Annotated in this window: 19 protein-coding genes and 1 riboswitch; of the genes, 5 read left to right on the top strand and 14 right to left on the bottom strand. The window is 72.7% G+C overall.

Annotated features, from left to right (window positions below; translation table 11 throughout):
• Nucleotides 1-131: 131 nt before the first annotated feature.
• Together H7827_RS19320 and H7827_RS19315 are read right to left on the bottom strand one after the other, a co-directional pair.
• On the bottom strand, nucleotides 132-650 hold the full coding sequence (locus H7827_RS19320) for a pyridoxamine 5'-phosphate oxidase family protein (RefSeq protein ID WP_386536591.1): 519 nt from the start codon (nucleotides 648-650) through the stop codon (nucleotides 132-134).
• A gap of 237 nt (nucleotides 651-887) precedes the next feature.
• Nucleotides 888-1,652, bottom strand: a complete 765-nt coding sequence (locus H7827_RS19315) for a TetR/AcrR family transcriptional regulator (protein WP_386536593.1) — start codon at nucleotides 1,650-1,652, stop codon at nucleotides 888-890.
• A 108-nt stretch (nucleotides 1,653-1,760) separates the two neighbouring features.
• On the opposite strand from H7827_RS19315, the gene H7827_RS19310 reads away from it, so the two are divergent.
• Nucleotides 1,761-2,723 carry an ATP-binding cassette domain-containing protein gene (locus H7827_RS19310; protein WP_432746703.1) on the top strand — a complete coding sequence of 321 codons (963 nt, stop codon included), beginning with the start codon at nucleotides 1,761-1,763 and terminating at the stop codon, nucleotides 2,721-2,723.
• The gene (locus tag H7827_RS19305) at nucleotides 2,720-3,520 is read left to right on the top strand and encodes an ABC transporter permease (RefSeq protein WP_432746702.1); all 801 of its coding nucleotides are present in this window, start codon (nucleotides 2,720-2,722) and stop codon (nucleotides 3,518-3,520) included. The genes H7827_RS19310 and H7827_RS19305 overlap by 4 nt, the downstream gene beginning before the upstream one ends.
• A 94-nt stretch (nucleotides 3,521-3,614) precedes the next feature.
• Here the strand turns inward: H7827_RS19305 and H7827_RS19300 are convergent, their stop codons facing one another.
• The 4 genes from H7827_RS19300 to H7827_RS19285 all read right to left on the bottom strand — a co-directional run bounded on the left by H7827_RS19300 (nucleotide 3,615) and on the right by H7827_RS19285 (nucleotide 7,780).
• The gene (locus H7827_RS19300) at nucleotides 3,615-4,397 is read right to left on the bottom strand and encodes a M23 family metallopeptidase (protein WP_432746701.1); all 783 of its coding nucleotides are present in this window, start codon (nucleotides 4,395-4,397) and stop codon (nucleotides 3,615-3,617) included.
• Between the two features lie 5 nt (nucleotides 4,398-4,402).
• Nucleotides 4,403-4,574, bottom strand: a riboswitch (cyclic di-AMP (ydaO/yuaA leader).
• 304 nt (nucleotides 4,575-4,878) lie between these two features.
• Nucleotides 4,879-6,090 carry a dipeptidase gene (locus tag H7827_RS19295; RefSeq protein WP_432748006.1) on the bottom strand — a complete coding sequence of 404 codons (1,212 nt, stop codon included), beginning with the start codon at nucleotides 6,088-6,090 and terminating at the stop codon, nucleotides 4,879-4,881.
• A gap of 5 nt (nucleotides 6,091-6,095) precedes the next feature.
• The gene (gene purE, locus H7827_RS19290; protein WP_386536604.1) at nucleotides 6,096-6,635 is read right to left on the bottom strand and encodes a 5-(carboxyamino)imidazole ribonucleotide mutase; all 540 of its coding nucleotides are present in this window, start codon (nucleotides 6,633-6,635) and stop codon (nucleotides 6,096-6,098) included.
• Nucleotides 6,632-7,780 carry a 5-(carboxyamino)imidazole ribonucleotide synthase gene (locus H7827_RS19285; protein WP_386536607.1) on the bottom strand — a complete coding sequence of 383 codons (1,149 nt, stop codon included), beginning with the start codon at nucleotides 7,778-7,780 and terminating at the stop codon, nucleotides 6,632-6,634. The genes purE and H7827_RS19285 overlap by 4 nt, the downstream gene beginning before the upstream one ends.
• Nucleotides 7,781-8,072: 292 nt before the next feature.
• Here H7827_RS19285 and H7827_RS19280 point away from each other — a divergent pair, with 292 nt between their 5' ends.
• On the top strand, nucleotides 8,073-8,543 hold the full coding sequence (locus tag H7827_RS19280) for a GtrA family protein (RefSeq protein WP_386536610.1): 471 nt from the start codon (nucleotides 8,073-8,075) through the stop codon (nucleotides 8,541-8,543).
• On the opposite strand, the gene H7827_RS19275 is transcribed toward H7827_RS19280, so the two are convergent.
• The 4 genes from H7827_RS19275 to H7827_RS19260 form a co-directional block, all read right to left on the bottom strand.
• A complete protein-coding gene (locus H7827_RS19275) occupies nucleotides 8,519-9,778 on the bottom strand; it encodes an ATP-binding protein (RefSeq protein ID WP_386536613.1) in 1,260 nt (419 codons plus the stop codon). The genes H7827_RS19280 and H7827_RS19275 overlap by 25 nt on opposite strands.
• A 10-nt stretch (nucleotides 9,779-9,788) precedes the next feature.
• Complete coding sequence (locus tag H7827_RS19270; RefSeq protein WP_030735694.1) at nucleotides 9,789-10,466, bottom strand: response regulator transcription factor; 678 nt, start codon at nucleotides 10,464-10,466, stop codon at nucleotides 9,789-9,791.
• A 68-nt stretch (nucleotides 10,467-10,534) separates the two neighbouring features.
• Nucleotides 10,535-11,074, bottom strand: a complete 540-nt coding sequence (locus tag H7827_RS19265) for an ATP-binding protein (RefSeq protein WP_432746700.1) — start codon at nucleotides 11,072-11,074, stop codon at nucleotides 10,535-10,537.
• A 243-nt stretch (nucleotides 11,075-11,317) separates the two neighbouring features.
• Nucleotides 11,318-11,698 carry an STAS domain-containing protein gene (locus H7827_RS19260; protein ID WP_386536618.1) on the bottom strand — a complete coding sequence of 127 codons (381 nt, stop codon included), beginning with the start codon at nucleotides 11,696-11,698 and terminating at the stop codon, nucleotides 11,318-11,320.
• Nucleotides 11,699-11,998: 300 nt separating this feature from the next.
• Between H7827_RS19260 and H7827_RS19255 the strand changes: the two genes are divergently transcribed.
• Nucleotides 11,999-12,859, top strand: coding sequence for an RNA polymerase sigma factor SigF (locus H7827_RS19255; RefSeq protein WP_386536709.1), 861 nt, complete (start codon nucleotides 11,999-12,001; stop codon nucleotides 12,857-12,859).
• A gap of 81 nt (nucleotides 12,860-12,940) precedes the next feature.
• The gene (locus H7827_RS19250) at nucleotides 12,941-13,612 is read left to right on the top strand and encodes an MOSC domain-containing protein (protein ID WP_432746699.1); all 672 of its coding nucleotides are present in this window, start codon (nucleotides 12,941-12,943) and stop codon (nucleotides 13,610-13,612) included.
• On the opposite strand, the gene H7827_RS19245 is transcribed toward H7827_RS19250, so the two are convergent.
• The 4 genes from H7827_RS19245 to H7827_RS19230 form a co-directional block, all read right to left on the bottom strand.
• Nucleotides 13,609-14,907, bottom strand: coding sequence for an MFS transporter (locus H7827_RS19245; protein ID WP_432746698.1), 1,299 nt, complete (start codon nucleotides 14,905-14,907; stop codon nucleotides 13,609-13,611). The genes H7827_RS19250 and H7827_RS19245 overlap by 4 nt on opposite strands.
• 264 nt (nucleotides 14,908-15,171) lie before the next feature.
• Nucleotides 15,172-16,341, bottom strand: a complete 1,170-nt coding sequence (gene hutI, locus H7827_RS19240) for an imidazolonepropionase (protein WP_432746697.1) — start codon at nucleotides 16,339-16,341, stop codon at nucleotides 15,172-15,174.
• An 11-nt stretch (nucleotides 16,342-16,352) separates the two neighbouring features.
• Nucleotides 16,353-17,705: a formimidoylglutamate deiminase gene (locus tag H7827_RS19235; RefSeq protein WP_432746696.1), complete on the bottom strand. Its 1,353-nt coding sequence runs from the start codon at nucleotides 17,703-17,705 to the stop codon at nucleotides 16,353-16,355.
• On the bottom strand, nucleotides 17,696-18,883 hold the full coding sequence (locus H7827_RS19230; protein ID WP_432748005.1) for an allantoate amidohydrolase: 1,188 nt from the start codon (nucleotides 18,881-18,883) through the stop codon (nucleotides 17,696-17,698). The genes H7827_RS19235 and H7827_RS19230 overlap by 10 nt, the downstream gene beginning before the upstream one ends.
• Between the last annotated feature and the right edge of the window lie 20 nt (nucleotides 18,884-18,903).

The raw sequence follows: 18,903 nt of genomic DNA, 5'->3' as shown, positions 1-18,903 counted from the left end.
CGGGTCGCCGCTGCACCGGCGGGCGCCGGGCGAGGCCGTCGCCACGGCGCCGGCGGTACGCGGCGGCGCGCCGTCGACCGGCCCCGCACCCACGTACGCGCGGGTGCGGGCCCTCGTCGACGGGCCCGGCGTCACGCGCCGGTGAGCTTGCCGAGGTCGGGGGCGTAGACGGTCATCCAGTGCGGGTTCAGCCGGTAGTAGACGACCTCGCGGTTCCAGTCGAAGGCGTCGTCGTCGTAGAAGTCCTTCAAGTAGGCGAGGAGTTCCTGCCAGTCGGCCGTGGTCTCGGCGTCCTCGGGGTTCAGCTCCTCCACCGTGCCGTGGGTGAACACGCCGAGGTCCTCGCCCCGCAGGTGCGCGACGCTGGCGGCCGGACGGGCCGCGAGATGACGGGCCTTGGCGGCGTCGCGCGCCGTGCCGAAGTGCCACCGGCCGTGCAGGAAGTGCCCGTCGGCGCCGCTGATCCGCGGTTCGCCCTTTGCGGTCACCGTGGAGAGGGCGAGCGTGCACATGCCGGTGATGACCCCGGTGAGCTGCACCGCCGTGATGGTGTGGCCCTCGACGATCGAGCGGAGATGTGCGGTCGAGCCGGAGAGGGAGGAGTCGAGGAGGGACTGGAGGTTGTCGAGTTCTTCTGGGGTCTCGCGCATACGTCCATCGTCGGAGGTAAACCCGACACCCTCTGTCGTCATAGGTGAAGCAGCGGTGAGGTCGCTCCGCGCGGGTCGGGGGCCGCCCCGTACGTCGCGGCCGGCGGAACCTGGAGCCGATACGCCCCCGGGGACCACACGGTGACAAGGCTCCTGTCAGCACCGAGGAACACGCGCCACCTCACCATGCGGCCCTACCGGTCTCAGACCCGTGAACGGGCCGGGGGCGGCGGGCGGTCAGGGCGCGGAGCCCTGGGCGGCCCGCCGTTTTTCCATGAGGGCCTCGACCCCGTCCAGGATGAAGTCGAGTCCGTAGAAGAACTCCTCCTCCGGCGTGGTGCGGTCATCGGCGAAGACGCCGGCCTCCACGATCGCGCTGAGCGCCGGGTAGCGCCCCTCCTCCACCACCCTGGCCAGCACCTGGTGGTACGCGGCGCCCCACTCGGTGTAGGTCAGGCCGGTGGAGGGAGCCGCGCGGCGGACCACCTCGGCCTGGCGCGCCTCGGTCAGCGCGTAGCCGGAGATCACGCTGAGCACGCCCATCCGGTCCTCGGGGGTGAGCGGGGTGGGCTCCATGGCGGACAGGCCGGCTTCCATCCAGGCGACATTGTTGGGCCCCATGGGCGGGGTGCCGATGGGGACGTCGAGCAGCCAGGGCCGGGCCATGAGCACCTGGTACTGGGCGTGCGAGAAGGCCCGGACCCGGGCGCGCCACTCGGTGGGCCAGTCGGCGGTCTCCGGCCGCCCGGTCGCCTGTTCGAACATCAGGTCGACGAGGTCGTCCTTGCCGGGAATGTACCGGTACAGCGACATGGTGGTGACACCCAGCCGCTTGGCGACCTTGCCCATGGTCACCCCGGCCATGCCCTCCGCGTCGGCGAGCTCCACCGCCGTGTCCACGATCTGATCCAGCGTCAGTGAGCCGCGTGGTCCGCGGCTGCCCGGCCGCTGCCGCCGCCACAGCAGGTCGGCCGTGTGCTCGGGGTCGCGCCGCGCCGCCATGCCGTTCTCCTCCGCTCCCGTTCACGATTGACGCCATCTTAAAACTGTGTATCTTGTAAACGGTAGTGTACTTGATACACAGTTTCGGGGACGGGAAAGGCACCACCCATGGCAGAGCACGCCATCGTGGCCGAGGGGCTGCGCAAGCGGTACGGGGGCACCTACGCCCTCAACGGATTCGATCTCACCGTCGAGACAGGCACCCTGCACGGTGTGCTCGGCCCCAACGGCGCCGGCAAGACCACCGCCGTGCGGGCGCTGGCCACCCTGCTGCGGTACGACGCGGGCCGGGCCACCGTCTGCGGCCTGGACGTGGCGCGCGAGCCGCAGCGGGTGCGCGGCGTCATCGGGCTCACCGGCCAGTACGCCGCCGTGGACGAGACGCTCAGCGGCCGGCAGAACCTGGTGATGTTCGGGCGGCTGCACCGGATGTCCAAGGCGGCGGCCGGACGGCGCGCCGACGAACTGCTGGAGCGCTTCGACCTCACCGACGCCGCCGCCAAATCGGCCGGACAGTACTCCGGCGGCATGCGGCGCCGGCTGGACCTGGCCGCCAGCATCATCCGCACCCCCCGGGTGCTGTTCCTGGACGAGCCCACCACCGGACTCGACCCACGCAGCCGCAACGAGGTGTGGGACGCGGTGCGCGACCTGCTCGCCGCGGGCACCACCGTGCTGCTGACCACGCAGTACCTGGAGGAGGCCGACCAGCTCGCCGACCGCATCTCGGTGGTCGACGCGGGCCGGGTGATCGCCGAGGGCACCGCCGACGAGCTGAAGGCCCGCATCGGGGGCGACCGGGTGGAGATCATCACCCGGCGGACCGGGGACCTGGTGATGGTGGCCGCCCTGCTGGAACGGATAGCGGGCGCGCCCGCCACCACCGACCCGGACACCCGGCGGGTGGGCGTCCCGGTCACCGACCGGGTGGCGGCGCTGACCGAGGTCGTACGGGGTCTGCACGACGCCGGACTGACGGTGGAGGACATCGGCACCCGGCGGCCGACCCTCGACGAGGCGTTCCTGCACCTCACGGCGGGCCGTACGGGGAAGACGGAGGTGACGGCATGAGGAAGCTCCGTCCGGCGGCGGCCGACAGCTGGGTGATGACGGGCCGCAACATGGCGCACGTGGTGCGCTCGCCCGAGGAGATCGGCATCTACTTCACGCTGCCGATCATGTTCGTGCTGGTCTTCGGCTACGTCTTCGGCAGCGGCATGCAGCTGCCGGACGGCGGCAACTACCGGGAGTTCCTGCTGCCGGGCGTGTTCGCGATGACCATGCTGTACGGGATGGGGGCCACCGCCACCTCGGTCGCGCACGACGCCCAGCGCGGAGTGGTGGACCGGTTCCGTTCGCTGCCGATCGCCCGCTCGGCGCTGCTGACCGGGCGCAGCGTCGCGGATCTGTTCCGGGCGCTGCTGGAGATGACCGTCCTGGTGGTCTGCGGGCTGCTGGTGGGCTGGACCTGGCACCGCGGCGTCGGGTACGCGCTGCTGGCGGTGGCGCTGGTGCTGGCGCTGCGGATCGCGATGACCTGGGTCGGGATCTTCGTGGGGCTGCTGGTGCCCAACCCGGACACGGTCGGCGTCATCGTCTTCCCGCTGGCCTTCCCGCTGACCGCGGTCTCCAACGTGTTCGTGGCGCCCGAGCTGATGCCGGGCTGGCTCGGCACGATCTCGGCGTGGAACCCGCTGTCGGCGACGGTGGCGGCGATCCGGGAGCTGTTCGGCAACCCGGGTCTGCACACGGCGGGCGCCAGCTGGCCGACGGAGCACGCGATGGCGCTCGCCGTCGCGTGGCCGGTGGTCCTGGTCGCGGTGTTCGCGCCGCTGGCGGTGCGCCGCTACCAGAACCTCAGCCGCTGAGCCGGGGCCCGGGCCGGTGGGAGAACGCCCGCCCCGCCGTCCACGGGGGGCGGCGGGGCGGGCGCGGCCGGGGCGGGCGGCCGTCGGGGAGGCGTCAGAGAGTGACGCCCTGGGCCCGCAGGAAGGCCAGCGGGTCGATGTCCGAGCCGTAGTCGGCGCCGGTCCTGATCTCGAAGTGCAGGTGCGGCCCGGTGCTGTTGCCGGTGCTGCCGACGCCGCCGATCTGGTCACCGGCGGACACCGACTGGCCGGCGCTCACCGAGAGCGAGGACAGGTGGGCGTACTGGCTGTAGTGGCCGTCCGCGTGCTTGATGACGACCTGGTTGCCGTAGCTGCCGCCGTCGCCGGCCGAGATGACCTCGCCGTCGCCCACGGCCAGCACGGGGGTGCCGGTGGCGGCCGGGAAGTCGATGCCGGTGTGGTAGCCGCTGGCCCACATGGAGCCGGCCACCTTGTAGCCGGTCGCCAGGGCGCCGTCGGCGATCGGGGAGACCCAGCCGCCGGTCGCCGGGGCGGGCTCCGCCGCGGGGGTCTCCACCTCGGCGGTGGCCGTCTTGGTGCCCGCGTAGGTGGACAGCTCCAGCTTCAGGCCGGGCTTGATGAGACCGGCGTCGGCGCCGATGGCGGCCTTGTTGTCGGCGTACAGGCCCTTCCAGCCGCCCTCCAGGCCCAGGTCGCGGGCGATCTTGCTGAGGGTGTCACCGGCCTTGACGGTGTACGTGGCGGTGACCGCCGGCTGATCGGCGGCGTGTGCGGCACCGGCGGTGGCCAGCGGCACGGCGATGCCGGCGCCGCCGATGGCCAGCAGCACGGAGGCACGGGTGAGGCGGGTGAAGCGATGGGCGCGCGAGGCGCGGTGACGACCGCGTGCGGACATACGGGGACTCCTCTCATCGCCTGCGAGGTGAGCTGTCGGGTTCGGGCCGAGAAGGAGCCCGGCCACTGCCGTCGGACGAGCCGCGCGGCGGTGGCTTCACCCCGAGCCGGTCCGTGCTGCGTACGGGCCGGCGGGAAGTGGTTCCCCCGCTCCTGTCATGGGGAAGGACTGCGTTTCCGTGGCCGGTGACAGGATTGGGCGTCCGGTCGCGGATCGTCGCGGGTGCGACGCGGGAGCACCGTAATCCCGTTAATTCGGACAAGACAACAAGCGGCGGCGGGCGCGGGCTTGATCACGAAACGGAAACGGGAATGATCACCTTCGGGCGATCATTCCCGTTTCCGCGCCAACTTCAGGTGCGAATGTCCGACTTGCCGACCTCGCGGAGCGGCGCCCCGCACCTCGCCGGAACCCCGTCAGGGGCGGAAAGTGAGGTCGGTCACCACACATGCCCCAAGAGGCGCTATCTAACCCAATGTTCTCAATGTCCGGAATCGGCGATGGCGAGGCCGTCCAGCTGCTCGATGGTGGCGTTCGAGGGACCGCGCCGGGCGCCGAGGCCGGCGGCCACCGTCTCCGCGTCACGCAGCACCCGGACCGCGTTCTGCCAGGTCAGCTTGGCCAGATCGGCGTCCGACCAGCCGCGCCGCAGCAGCTCCGCGATGAGGTTGGGGTAGCCCGCCACCGAGTCAAGACCCTGGGGCAGGAACGCCGTGCCGTCGAAGTCGCCGCCGATGCCGAGGTGATCGACGCCGGCCACCTCGCGCATGTGGTCCAGGTGATCGGCCACCGTCGCCGGGGTCGCCACCGGACGCGGGTGGGCCTCCTCGAAGGCCCGCTGGACGCGCATGCCGGCTTCCGTGGTGTCCAGGTGGTGCAGCCCGTGCGCCCGCATGTTCTCGTCCGCGCGGCGCGTCCACTCCACCGCGGCCGGCAGCACGAACTTCGGCACGAAGGTCGCCATCGCCACCCCGCCGTTGGCCGGCAGCGCGGCCAGCACGTCGTCGGGGATGTTGCGCGGGTGGTCGCACACGGCGCGCGCCGAGGAGTGCGAGAAGATCACCGGCGCCTCGCTGACCCGCAGCGCGTCGCGCATGGTGCCGGCGGAGACGTGGGAGAGATCGACGAGCATGCCGATCCGGTTCATCTCGCGCACGACCTCCTCGCCGAACGCGCTGAGGCCGCCGTGCCGGGGCTCGTCGGTCGCCGAGTCCGCCCAGTCGATGGTGTCATTGTGGGTGAGCGTCATGTAGCGCACGCCCAGCGCGTACAGGGCGCGCAGCGTGGCCAGCGAGTTGTTGATGGAGTGCCCGCCCTCGGCGCCCATCAGGGAGGCGATCCGGCCCTCGGCGCGTGCCTTCTCCATCTCGTCCGCCGAGGCCGCCGGGGCGAGTTCGCCGGGGTGGCGGGCGAGCAGCTGCCGTACGACATCGATCTGCTCCAGGGTGGAGCTGACCGCCGCGTCGCCGGCGTAGTCGGAGCGGGTGTACACCGACCAGAACTGCGCGCCGACCCCGCCCGCCCGCAGCCGCGGCAGGTCGGTGTGCAGATGGGCGCTCTGGTCGGTGGCGATGTCGCGCCGGTCCAGGTCGTAGCGGACCTGCTCGCGCAGCGCCCACGGCAGGTCGTTGTGGCCGTCCACCACGGGATGCTCGGCGAGCAGCGCGCGGGCCCGCTCCAGGTGTGCGCTCAGGTCGCTCACCGGAGGGCCTCTCCGTCCTTGCGCAGCGAGGCGCGCAGCTTGCGGCCCTTCTCGGTGGCCTGCGCGTTGAGCACGGTCTGGAAGTCCCGCATCCGGTCGCGCAGCTTCGGGTCGTGCGCGGCGAGGATGCGCACCGCCAGCAGTCCGGCGTTGCGGGCGCCGCCCACCGAGACGGTGGCGACCGGCACCCCGGCCGGCATCTGCACGATGGACAGCAGCGAGTCCATGCCGTCCAGGTGCGTGAACGGCACCGGGACGCCGATGACGGGCAGCGGGGTGAGGGCGGCGAGCATGCCGGGCAGATGGGCGGCGCCGCCGGCGCCGGCGATGATGGCCTTCAGCCCGCGCTCGGCGGCCCGTTCGCCGTAGGTGACCATCTCGCGCGGCATGCGGTGCGCGGAGACCACGTCCGCCTCGTAGGGCACCTCGAACTCGTCGAGGGCCTGGGCTGCGGCCTGCATGACCGGCCAGTCGGAGTCGGAGCCCATGACCAGGCCGACCACGGGGGGTGCGGCAGGCACGTTACGGATGCTCATTCTTCGATCGTTCCCCGCAGGTAGTCGGCGGCGTGCCGGGCGCGTTCGCGGACCTCGGACAGTTCGTCGCCGTAGGTGGTGACATGGCCGACCTTGCGGCCGGGCTTCACGTCCTTGCCGTACATATGGATCTTCAGCCCGGGGTCGCGTGCCATGCAGTGCAGATACGCCGGGTACATGTCGGGGTAGTCGCCGCCCAGGACGTTGACCATCACGGTCCACGGCGCGCGCGGGCGGGGGTCGCCCAGCGGGAGGTCGAGGACGGCCCGCAGGTGGTTGGCGAACTGGGAGGTGACGGCGCCGTCCTGGGTCCAGTGACCGGAGTTGTGCGGGCGCATCGCCAGCTCGTTGACCAGTACCCGGCCGTCGGTGGTCTCGAACAGCTCGACGGCGAGGTGGCCGGTGACGTTCAGCTCGGCGGCGATCCGCAGGGCCAGCTGCTGGGCGGCGGCGCCCAGCTCGTCGGGCAGGCCGGGGGCGGGCGCGATGACGGTGTCGCACACGCCGCGCACCTGGATGGACTCCACGACGGGGTACGCCACGGCCTGGCCGTGCGGGGAGCGGACCACGTTGGCGGCCAGCTCGCGCGTGTAGTCGACCTTCTCCTCGGCGAGCACCGGCACGCCGGCCAGGAACGGCTGGGCGATGGCCGCGTCCTCGGCGGAGTCCACCACCCACACGCCCTTGCCGTCGTAGCCGCCGCGCACGGTCTTCAGGACGACGGGGAAGCCCCCGGCCTCCTCGGCGGCGAACCGCGCCACATCGGCCGGGTCGGCGACGATCCGGTGCCGGGGGCAGGGGATGCCGAGCTCGGTCAGGCGTGCCCGCATGACGCCCTTGTCCTGGGCGTGCACCAGGGCGTCGGGGCCGGGGCGCACGGGGATGCCGTCCGCCTCCAGCGCGCGCAGATGCTCGGTCGGGACGTGCTCGTGATCGAAGGTGATCACATCGCAGCCCTGGGCGAAGGCGCGCAGGGTGTCGAGATCGCGGTAGTCGCCGATGACGACCTCCCCCACGACCTTGGCCGCCGAGTCCTGCGGCGTATCGCTGAGAACCTTGAAATTGATGCCGAGCGGGATCCCCGCCTCATGGGTCATCCGGGCGAGCTGCCCGCCACCCACCATGCCGACTACCGGAAATGTCACGGTCCCCAGGGTATCGGCCGGGTGCGGGGCTGCTGTGGGCAGCGGTGGGGAAGGAGCCGGGAGACGTCCGGGGAACCCGTACGGAACCGGCCGGGCCCGTGCTCGCGTCGGCTCCGGGTACGGCCCGCCCGTGGCCGGGAGTGCTCCGCGCGCGGTCTCCCGGCGGCCTGTGCGCGGTGGGTCCGGTCGTTCACCGGGCGCCCTGCCGGGGGAGCTGGGTAGCATGATCGCAGGCTTATGTGATGTTCTGTACGACTTTGGTGTGACGCCGACGTGACACGGAAGGGGTCCGATGCGCCGCAGGCTCCCGCTGCCTCCCCCGCTCGCCCGCGAGGCGGCGAAGTTCGGCACGGTCGGCGCCTTCGGCTTCCTCGTCAACGTCGTGGTCTTCAACCTCTGCGCCCAGGCGCTGGGGGTCGAACCACTGCTGTCCGGGCTGCTGGCCACCTGCGCCGCCATCACGGCGAACTACTTCGGCAACCGGCACTGGACCTACCGTGACCGCGACAAGGGCAGGCAGCGCCGCGAGGCCGGGCTGTTCGTGCTGTTCTCGTGCGCCGGCCTGCTGCTGGAGAACGCGGCGCTCGCCATCTCGCACTACGGCCTCGGTTTCACCTCGGTGCTCGCGGACAACCTCGCCAAGAACGTGATCGGGCTGGGCATCGCGTCCGCGTTCCGCTTCTGGTCCTACCGCACCTGGGTCTTCACGGAGCGCGCGCCCCGCGACGGCCGCCCCGCTCACTCCCCCGCCGACGCCGTCTGATCGGCCTCCCGGCTCAGGAACAGCGCGAACACCGGGGGACGCTGCTGGAGCAGCTCCAGACGCCCGCCGTCCGCCTCCGCGAGGTCACGGGCCACCGCGAGCCCCAGCCCGGTGGAGTTGCGGCCGGACACCGTGCGCTCGAAGACCCGCGCGCCCAGCTCCACCGGCACCCCGCGGCCCTCGTCCGTGACCTCGACGACCACCTGGTTGCCGGTGGTGCGGGTGCGCAGCGCCACCGTGCCCGCGCCGTGCATGAGTGAGTTCTCGATCAGGGTGGCCAGCACCTGCGCCACCGCCCCGGGGGTGCCCACCGCGCGCAGCCCCGCCTTGCCCGAGTGCACCAGGGCCCGTCCCGTGCTCCGGTAGGCGGGCTTCCACTCCTCCAGCTGCTGGAGGACGACCTCGTCGATGTCGAAGCCGACCGCCGAGCTGGAACGGGCGTCGCGCGAGTTCGTCAGCAGCCGCTGCACCACATCCGTGAGCCGCTCCACCTGGGTGAGCGCGATCGCCGCCTCCTCCTGCACCGTGTCGCGGTCGTCGGCGGTGGCGATGATCTCCTCCAGGCGCATGGACAGCGCGGTCAGCGGCGTGCGCAGCTGGTGGGAGGCGTCGGCGGCCAGCCGGCGCTCGGCGGTGAGCATCCGGGCGATGCGCTCGGCGCTGCCGTCCAGCACATCCGCCACCCGGTCCAGCTCGGCGACCCCGTAGCGGCGGTGGCGCGGGCGCGGATCGCCCGAGCCCAGGCGCTCGGCGGTCTCGGCGAGGTCGGTCAGCGGGGCGGAGACCCGGGCGGCCTGCCGTACGGCGAGCAGCGCGGCGGCGGCGACCGCCCCCAGCGACACCACCAGGATGATCATCAGAATGCGGGTGATCTCGTCGTCGACGACGCTGCGCGGCTGCTGGACGGTGACGGTCTCGCCGTTCACCCCGCGCTCGGTGGCGGTCAGGGCGTTCGCGCCGGCCGGGACACCCAGCGAGATCGGCGGGTGCTCCGGCTGCTCGATGAGCACATGGCGGTCCTCCGGCACGAAGGACGCCATCTTCGCGGCGGTGACCTGCTCGCCCGCCGCGATCCTGCTCTCCACGACCGCGACCAGCCGGGCCGCCTCCGACTGGAGCCGGTCGCGGGCGGTGGACTCGATGGAGCGGGCCTCGACGAAGAACAGCGAGACGCCGAAGACCGCGATGACGACCAGGACGACGGCGAGGGTGGAATTGATCAGACGGCGGCGCACGGGGCGGTGATCAGCTCTTCTCGAAGCGGAAGCCGACGCCCCGTACGGTGGCGATGTAGCGCGGGTTGGCGGCGTCGTCGCCGAGCTTCTTGCGCAGCCAGGAGATGTGCATGTCGAGCGTCTTGGTCGAGGACCACCAGGTGGTGTCCCACACCTCGCGCATGAGTTGCTCGCGGGTGACCACCCGCCCGGCGTCCCGTACCAGGACCCGCAGCAGATCGAACTCCTTGGCGGTCAGATGCAGCTCGTTCTCGCCCATCCAGGCCCGGTGCGACTCCACGTCGATGCGGATGCCGTGCACGGCGGGGGCGACGGCGGGCTCGGTGGTGCCGCGCCGCAGCAGGGCCCGGACCCGGGCCAGCAGCTCGGCCAGCCGGAAGGGCTTGGTGACGTAGTCATCGGCACCGGCGTCCAGACCGACGACGGTGTCCACCTCGTCCGCGCGGGCGGTCAGCACCAGGACCGGCAGGCCCAGGCCCTCGGTACGCAGCCGCCGGCACACCTCCAGGCCGTCCATGCCCGGCAGGCCGAGGTCGAGCACGACCAGGTCCACGTCGCCGCGCAGCCCGGCACGCAGCGCGCCGGGGCCGTCCTCGCGCACCTCCACCTCGTAGCCCTCGCGGCGCAGGGCGCGGGCCAGCGGCTCTGAGATGGATGCGTCGTCCTCGGCGAGCAAAACTCGGGTCATGGGGCCGATGGTAGACGGCCCGGGCCGCTCGTCCCGGTGGGAGACGGCAGGTCGTGCCCCGGGGGCACTCATGGGGCAGTGGGTGCCGCCAGTTCGGCCCAGACCGTTTTACGGGGGGCGCCGGAGCCGTCCTGCGGGCCGGCCTCACGGGCCACGCCCCAGTCCAGGCACAGGCGCTGCACGATGAACATGCCGTGGCCGCCGGGGCGCCCGGCGCGGCGGGCGAGGTCGGGGGCGGGCAGTCCGCTGCCGCGGTCGGAGACCTCCACGCGCAGCACTTTGGGGCCGCAGCCCAGGCGCAGCTCGTCGGGGCCGTTCGCGTGCAGGCAGGCGTTGGTCACCAGCTCGGAGACGACCAGCAGGGCATCCTCGGCGGCGGCCCTGGCCTCGTCGGTGGCGGCCGGCAGCCATCCCCAGTCGTGCAGGGCGGCGCGGGCGAACTCACGGGAGCGCGAGACCGCGCCGGAGGCACCGACCAGGCGCAGCCGGCGGATCTGACGCACCGCCTCGGCCCCGTCGGGCCGAACCGCGCCTCCGGGGCCGGCGGCCTCCAACGCCGCGTCGTCCCCACCGTGCTCTCCCGCCGGATACGGATGGGTCGTACTCACTGCACGCCTCCCTCGCCGTATCACCACGTGCCGCCGCACCTGAGCCGCACCGACCTATCGCTCTGATAGGTCGCCCTGACCTGCCGGCCGGTTCCCCGGCCGGCCGCCGGCTCCATCCCGGTCCGGCGTGCCTGGGCTCCTGCCCGGAAGAGCGAGGAGAACACCCGCCCGATCCGGGGAATAGTGTGACCCGGCCGACCCCCTCCCGTACAGCGGGGCCGACCTGCGCAAACAGGGGAAGGATCAGCTGCCGGGGAGCGCCGCGAGAGCGTCGTCCAGGCTCGGGTGCACGGAGAAGACCGCACCCGCGCCGGTGATCTCGAAGACCCGGGCCACCATGGGCCGCATCGCGGCGAGGTGGACTCCGCCACCGGCGGCCTCGGCGTCCACGCGGGTGGACAGGAGCACATTGAGTCCGGTGGAGTCGCAGAACTCCAGCCCCGAGCAGTCGATAACGATTCGGGAACATCCGCCGGCGACGCAATCGTCGAGTGACTCACGCAACATTCCGGCGGAATGGTGATCGAGTTCCCCGGCTGGCGAGACAACCGCTCCGGCGTCGATACGCCGCACATCGACCGTCAACTGGCGCCGGTTTCCGCTGCCCGGCATCGCGCGGTCCATGCAGCCCCCTTCAATTGGAATGGGCTTCCTGGCTAGCACCGAACCTTAGCCCGTTGCGCCGTGGCTCAACACCCGAACAGGACAGACATAGCAATCAATTCAGACATAGCAGACTTGCTATTCCCGGCGGAAGACGGGTAGGGCTAGTAAGGCAACAGCAGACCACGCCGGCTTTGGAGGCGCCGCACTTCGCAGTGCACGTCATGGCTTCGGCAGCCATATGCCGAGAGACTACGGAGGACACACATGTCACCCGCCCCCCGGACAGAAGAACCGCAGAGCGTGACCGAGCAGCCCACGATGCACGAGATCTCCGGGGCCGCCGCCCCGTCGGCGCCCGAGAGCATTCACGAGCTGCTGCCCGAGATCCCCGAGGACCAGCGATTCGACGAGATCGCCCCGATGGACGCGCGTGCGCTGTCCAAGAGCCTGTTCGTCAGGCTGCGGAATCTCGAAGAGGGCACCCACGAGTACGCGTATGTCCGCAACACCCTGGTTGAGCTGAATCTGGCGCTGGTGAAGTTCGCCGCCTCGCGATTCCGCTCCCGCAGTGAGCCGATGGAGGACATCGTCCAGGTCGGCACCATTGGACTTATCAAGGCGATCGACCGATTCGAGGCCGATCGCGGGGTGGAATTCCCCACCTTCGCGATGCCCACGATCATCGGTGAGATCAAGCGTTTCTTCCGCGACACCTCCTGGTCGGTACGGGTGCCGCGACGACTCCAGGAACTGCGCCTGGACCTGGCCAAGGCCGGCGACGAACTCGCGCAGCAGCTGGACCGCTCCCCGACCGTGGCCGAGCTCGCCGAGCGGCTCAACCTCAGCCACGACGAGATCGTGGAGGGCATGGCCGCCTCCAACGCGTACACCGCCAGTTCGCTGGACGCGCAGCCCGAGGAGGACGACGCGGAGGGCGCGCTGGCCGACCGGATCGGCTACGAGGACCACGGCCTGGAGGGCATCGAGTACGTCGAGTCCCTCAAGCCGCTCATCGCCGAACTGTCGCCGCGCGACCGCAAGATCCTCTCCCTGCGGTTCGTGGCCAACATGACGCAGTCGGAGATCGGGGAAGAGCTGGGCATCTCCCAGATGCACGTCTCGCGGCTGCTCGCGAGAACGCTGCGCAAGCTGCGACAAGGTCTGATGGTCGAGGACTGACCGCGCGACCGCCGTCCGGGGCGGGAACTCCTCGGCGGCGCACCGGACACATGGGCCCGGCCGGGCCGTAGGGTGGCAGCCATGGAGCTGCTGTCCGTCAACATCGGCCGGGCCCGCGTCGTTTCGTACACCGACACGGCGGGCGGGTTCACCGGCATCGACAAACGCCCTGTGGCCGGGCCCGTCACGGTGGCCTCCCCCGACCCGGGCGGCGAGGGCGGCAGCGGGCTGGCCGGCGACACGGTGAGCGACCCGCGCAACCACGGCGGGGCCGACCAGGCGGTGTACGCCTTCGCCCGCGAGGACCTGGACCGCTGGGAGACCGTACTGGGGCGCGAGCTGGCGCCCGGGGTCTTCGGCGAGAACCTCACGACGCTCGGCGTCGACGTCAACGGCACCCTCATCGGGGAGCGGTGGCAGATCGGCGACGAGGTCGTCCTGGAAGCCACCGCGCCGCGCATCCCGTGCCGCACGTTCGCCGAATGGCTGGGCGAGCGCGGCTGGGTCAAGCGCTTCACCCAGGACGCGGCGCCCGGCGCGTACTTCCGGGTCCTGCGGCCCGGCACGGTACGGGCCGGCGATCCCGTACGGGTGCTGCACCGGCCCGACCACGAGGTGACGGTGGCGTTCCTCTTCCGCGCCAGGACGACGGCCCCCGAGCTGCGCCCGCGGGTCATCGCGGCGGGCGAGGCCCTGTCGCGCGAGGAGCACGCCCGCGCGGTGAAGTGGGCGGCCGCCGCCGAGAAGATCTAGCCCGGCAGCGTGCGGGACGTGAAGTGCCGCCGTACGTAGACCATGACGCCGAGGATGACGGCGACGGCCAGCACGAACGGCGTCCGCAGCCCCGCCTCCCGCCCGATCTGGTGCTCCACCACACTGACCAGCCCGCCGCTGAGCGCCATCCCCAGCGGCATCGCCCCCCAGCCCAGCAGCCGGTACACGCTGTTGACCCGGCCCAGCAGGTGATCGGGGATGAGGCTCTGCCGCAGCGAGACGGTGATCACGTTCCACAGCACCGCACCGAAGCCGGTGACCGACACGGCCGCGCCCACCAGGTAGGCGCTGGAGGACAGCGCCCCCACGCCGTAGGCCACCACCTCGATCATCAGCAGCAGCATCAGTGAACGGGCCCGCCCCATCGCCCTGCTGACCCGGTACGCCAGCAGTCCGCCCAGCAGGCCACCGGCCCCGGTGACGGCGGTGAGCAGCGCGAACCCGAGCGCGCCGACACTCAGCACCTCACGGGCGTACAGGACGTAGATCGCCATGACGGCGGCGCTGGTCATGTTCATCAGGGCGAGGGAGAGCGCGAGGGGGCGCAGCAGGGGGTGCGCCCACAACCAGCGCACGCCCTCGGCGATCTCGGCGCGCATCGCGCGGCGGGGGGCGCTGCCGGGCGGGCCGCCGGCGGGTGCGGCGGCCCGGTACGTACCGCGCAGGGTGAGCAGGAGGACGGCGGCGAGGGCGGCGGCCCCCGCGCCGAAGGCGAAGGGGAGGGCGAGGGAGACGCCGAGCAGCAGGCCGCCGAGCGGGCGGCCCACGAAGTCGTCGGTGACGATCTGGGTGCTCATCAGCCGGCCGTTGGCCGTTTCCAGTCCGTCCCTGCCGACGACGGCGGGCAGGATGACCTGCGCGGTGTTGTCGACCATCACCTCGGCGAAACCCAGGGCGAGCGCGCACGCGTAGAGCACCGGCAGCGAGTGGGCGTCGAGGGCGACGAGCACCGCCAGCACGCAGATGACGAGCGCGCGGGCGGCGTTCATGGTGACCATGACCCACCGCCGGTCGAGGCGGTCGGCGAGCACTCCGGCGGGCAGCGAGAACAGCAGCCACGGCAGCCGCAGGGCGATGCCCATGGCGGCGATCGCGAAGGCGTCACCGGTGAGGGTGGTGGCCAGCCAGGGGAAGGCGATCATGGTGATGCCGTCGCCCAGGTTGGAGGCGGTGGAGGCGGCCCACAGGCGGGGGAAGCCGCGGCCGGGCGGGGCGGGCCGGCCGTCCGCCGAGGGGTCCCGCGCGGGGGCGGGCGTACTGAGGCTGTCGGTCACCGGCCCACCCTGGCACGGGGGTTGTGGCGGCGGCCATGGGGAAGTCGCCCTAGGGCCTGTCGTCAAAGTCCCGCCTGCCCCACGGCGCTCCCCCAGCCTTCGGCCGGGAGGTGCCCCCAGGCATGGCACCTCGCTGCGTTGTCGCATCGCCCGAATAACCCGCTATGAGGGCGACCCTCCGCCTTGCGATGCACCGCACCAGACACCGCGGGGCCCGCCCTTCGGGCGGACGGCGCTACTTTGACGACAGGCCCTGCCGGGGCCTTACGGGACGCGGGCGCCGTTCTGCCAGACCGCCTCGATCAGCGGGACGCCGGGGCGGTACGCGAGATGCACCGGGGAGGGCGCGGCGAGCAGGGCGAGATCGGCGCGGGCGCCCGGGGTGAGGTGGCCGATGTCGTCGCGGGCCAGGGCTGCGGCGCCGCCGGCCGTGGCGGACCACAGGGCCTCCTCGGGGGTCATGCCCATCTCGCGGACGGCCACGGCGACGCAGAAGGGCATGGAGGAGGTGTAGGAGGAGCCCGGGTTGCAGTCGGTGGCCAGCGCGACGGTGACGCCCGCGGTGAGCAGCCGGCGGGCGTCGGGGTACGGGGCGCGGGTGGAGAACTCGCAGCCGGGGAGCAGGGTCGCGACGGTGTCGCCGTCGGCGAGCGCGGTGACGTCCGCGTCGGTGAGGTGGGTGCAGTGGTCGGCCGAGACGGCGCCGGCCTCGACGGCGAGTTGGACGCCGGGGCCCGGACCGAGCTGGTTGGCGTGCACCCGGGGGGCCAGGCCCCTGGCGCGGCCGGCGGCCAGGATGGTGCGGGCGGCGTCCGCGCCGAACGCGCCGCGCTCGCAGAAGACATCGATCCAGCGGGCGTACGGGGCGCAGGCGTCGAGCATCGGGCCGGTGACGAGGGCGACGTAGGCGTCCGGGTCCTCGGCGTACTCGGGTGCGGTGATGTGCGCGCCGAGATAGGTGGTCTCGGGGGTGTGGGCACGGGCGACGCGCAGGGCGCGGGCCTCGTCGTCGGTGGTGAGGCCGTAGCCCGACTTGGTCTCCACGGTGGTGGTGCCCTGGCGCCGCATCTCGGTGAGGTGGGCGGCCAGGTTGGCGTCGAGCTGCTGGTCGCTCGCGCGGCGGGTGGCGGTGACGGTGGAGCGGATGCCGCCGGCGGTGTAGGGACGGCCGGACATGCGGGCGGTGAATTCCTCGGTGCGGTCGCCGGCGAACAGCAGGTGTGAGTGGGAGTCGACGAAGCCCGGGATGACGGCCCGGCCGGCCGCGTCGTGGTGACTGTCAGTGGCGGGTGTTTCACTGGTCGTACCGATCCAGGCGATGCGGTCGCCGTCGATGACGAGGGCCGCGTCGTGGAGTTGTCCGAGCGGGCCGTGGCCCAGGGAGGGGTTGTTGGTGATGAGCGTGCCGATGTGGGTGATTGCCGTGCTGGCCATCGTCGTCGTCCTCAGCGGGGGTGGTTCAGGGCGCGGATGGTGCGGGCCAGGGTGCCGGCCGTGTCGTGGACGGTCTGGTGCACGCCGTCGCGCACGATGTGCCGGCCGCCGACCACGGTGTGCCGGACGTCGGCGGCGGTGGCGGCGTACATCACCGCCTCGGTGGCGAGTCCGGGGGCGGGGCCCGCCGTACGGACGGTGTCCAGCGCCACGGTGGTGAAGTCGGCGAGCGAGCCGGGTTCCAGGCGGCCGGCGTCGGGCCAGCCGAGCGCCGCGTGGCCCTCCTCGGAGGCGGTGCGCAGCAGTTGGGCGGCGGTCCAGTGGCCGCGGGCGCGGGTGCGCAGCCGTTCGTTGAGTTCCAGGGCGCGAGCCTCTTCGAGAAGGTCGATGACGGCGTGGCTGTCGCTGCCCAGGCTCAGGGGGCTGCCGGCGCGTTCGAGGGCGGCGGCGGGGCCGATGCCGTCGGCGAGGTCGCGTTCGGTGGTGGGGCACACGCACACGCCGGTGCCGGTGGCGCCGAGCAGGGTGATGTCGTCGTCGGTGAGGTGCGTGGCGTGCACGGCGGTGGTGCCGGGGCCCAGGATGCCGTGGTCGGCGAGCAGCCGGGTGGGGGTGCGGGCGTGGGCGCGGTGGCAGGCGTCGTTCTCGGCGGGCTGCTCGGACAGATGGAGGTGCAGGGGGGCGCCGCGTTCGCGCGCCCAGTCGGCGACGGTGGCGAGGGCGGTGGCCGGGACGGCGCGTACCGAGTGGATGGCGGCGCCGATCCGGGCGTGGCCGGTGTCGGTCAGGGCCGCGGCGCGGGTCGCCCAGGCGTCGGCGGTGCCGTCGCTGAAGCGGCGCTGCTGCGGCGTGGGCGGGGTGCCGAATCCGGAGGTGAGATAGCAGGTGTCGAGGAGGGTGAGGCGGATGCCGGCCTCGCCGGCGGCGGCGATCAGGGCCTCGCCCATGGCGTTGGGGTTCTGGTACGGGGTGCCGCCGGGGGCGTGGTGCACGTAGTGGAACTCACCGACGCAGGTGATGCCGGCCAGCGCCATCTCGGCGTAGACGGCGCGGGCGAGTTCGTGGGCGGATTCGGGGGTGAGCTGGGAGGCGACCAAGTACATGGCCTCGCGCCAGGTCCAGAAGGTGCCGCCGCCGATCTGGGTGGTGCCGCGCAGCGCGCGGTGGAAGAAGTGGCTGTGGGCGTTGGCCAGTCCGGGGACGGTGAGACCGCCGAGCGGGACGGCGCCGACGGGCGGCTCGGGCACGCCGGTGCGCACGGCCGTGATCCGGCCGTCGGTGCCGGTGGAGATGACCGTGCCGGCCTCGACCGTGCCGTTGAGCCAGGCATGGGCGGCCCAGTAGGTCTGTGCGCTCAGCGACACACCAGTTCCTCCAGTACCTCGGCGAGGGCGGTGACGCCGGCCTCGCAGTCGTCCTCGGTGGCGTGCTCGGTGGGTGCGTGGGAGATGCCGGTGGGGTTGCGCACGTAGAGCATGGCCGTGGGCACGGTGGCGGACAGGATCCCGGCGTCGTGCCCGGCGCCGGTCGGCAGCAGCGGCGCGCCGCCGAGCCGCTCGGTGAGCAGGGCGGCCAGCCGGTCGCGCAGCGCGGTGTCGAACTCGACGAGGCCGGTGCGGGATTCCTCGGTGACGGTGACGCCGACCCCGTCGCGGTCGCCGCGTTCGGCGGCGGCCCGCTCGATCTCGGCGACCATGGCGTCCAGCGTGGGCCGGTCGGCGGCGCGGGCGTCCAGCCAGCCGCGTACCAGGGAGGGGATGGCGTTGACGCCGTTGGGTTCGACGGCGACCTTGCCGAAGGTGGCGAGCGCTCCGGCCAGCCGCGCCTTCTTGCGGGCGCCGAGCACGGTGGTGGCGTAGGTCAGCATCGGGTCGCGGCGGTCTTCGAGGCGGGTGGTGCCCGCGTGGTTGGCGGCGCCGTGGAAGTCGAACCGCCAGCGGCCGTGCGGCCAGATCGCGGAGGCGACTCCGACGGGGTGCGGGGTGTGGTCCAGGGCCCGGCCCTGTTCGATGTGCAGTTCGACGAACGCGCCGATGCGGGCGAGCCGTTCGGGGTCGGCGCCGATGGCTTCCGGGTCCTGCCCGGCGCGTTCCATGGCCTGCGGCAGGGTGATGCCGTGGGCGTCGCGCAGGGTGTGGGCGCGTTCCGGGGTGAGGGTGCCGGTGGCCAGCCGGGAGCCGACGCAGGCGACGCCGAACCTGGCGCCCTCCTCGTCGGTGAAGTTGACGATGCCCAGCGGCCGTCCGCCGGCCGGCACCCGGTCCACTGCGGCGAACGCGGACACCACCCCGAGCGGCCCGTCGAAGGCGCCGCCGTCGGGCACCGAGTCCAGGTGGGAGCCGGTGACCACGGCGTCCCCCGCTGCGGGGTCGCCGCGCCAGGCCCACTGGTTGCCGTTGCGGTCCACCTCGTAGCGCAGCCCGCGTACCTGGGCCTGATCGCGGAACCAGTCGCGGCAGTCGCCGTCGGCGCCGCCCCAGGCGTACCGCCGGTAGCCGCCGGTGCCGGAGTCGCGCCCGAGGGGCGCCAGGTCCCGCCACATGGCGGGGAAGCCGTCCGCCA

This window comes from Streptomyces sp. JH002 (assembly GCF_050916115.1).
Taxonomy (GTDB): Bacteria; Actinomycetota; Actinomycetes; order Streptomycetales; family Streptomycetaceae; genus Streptomyces; species Streptomyces xiamenensis.
This window is presented reverse-complemented; position numbering and strand designations above follow the sequence as displayed.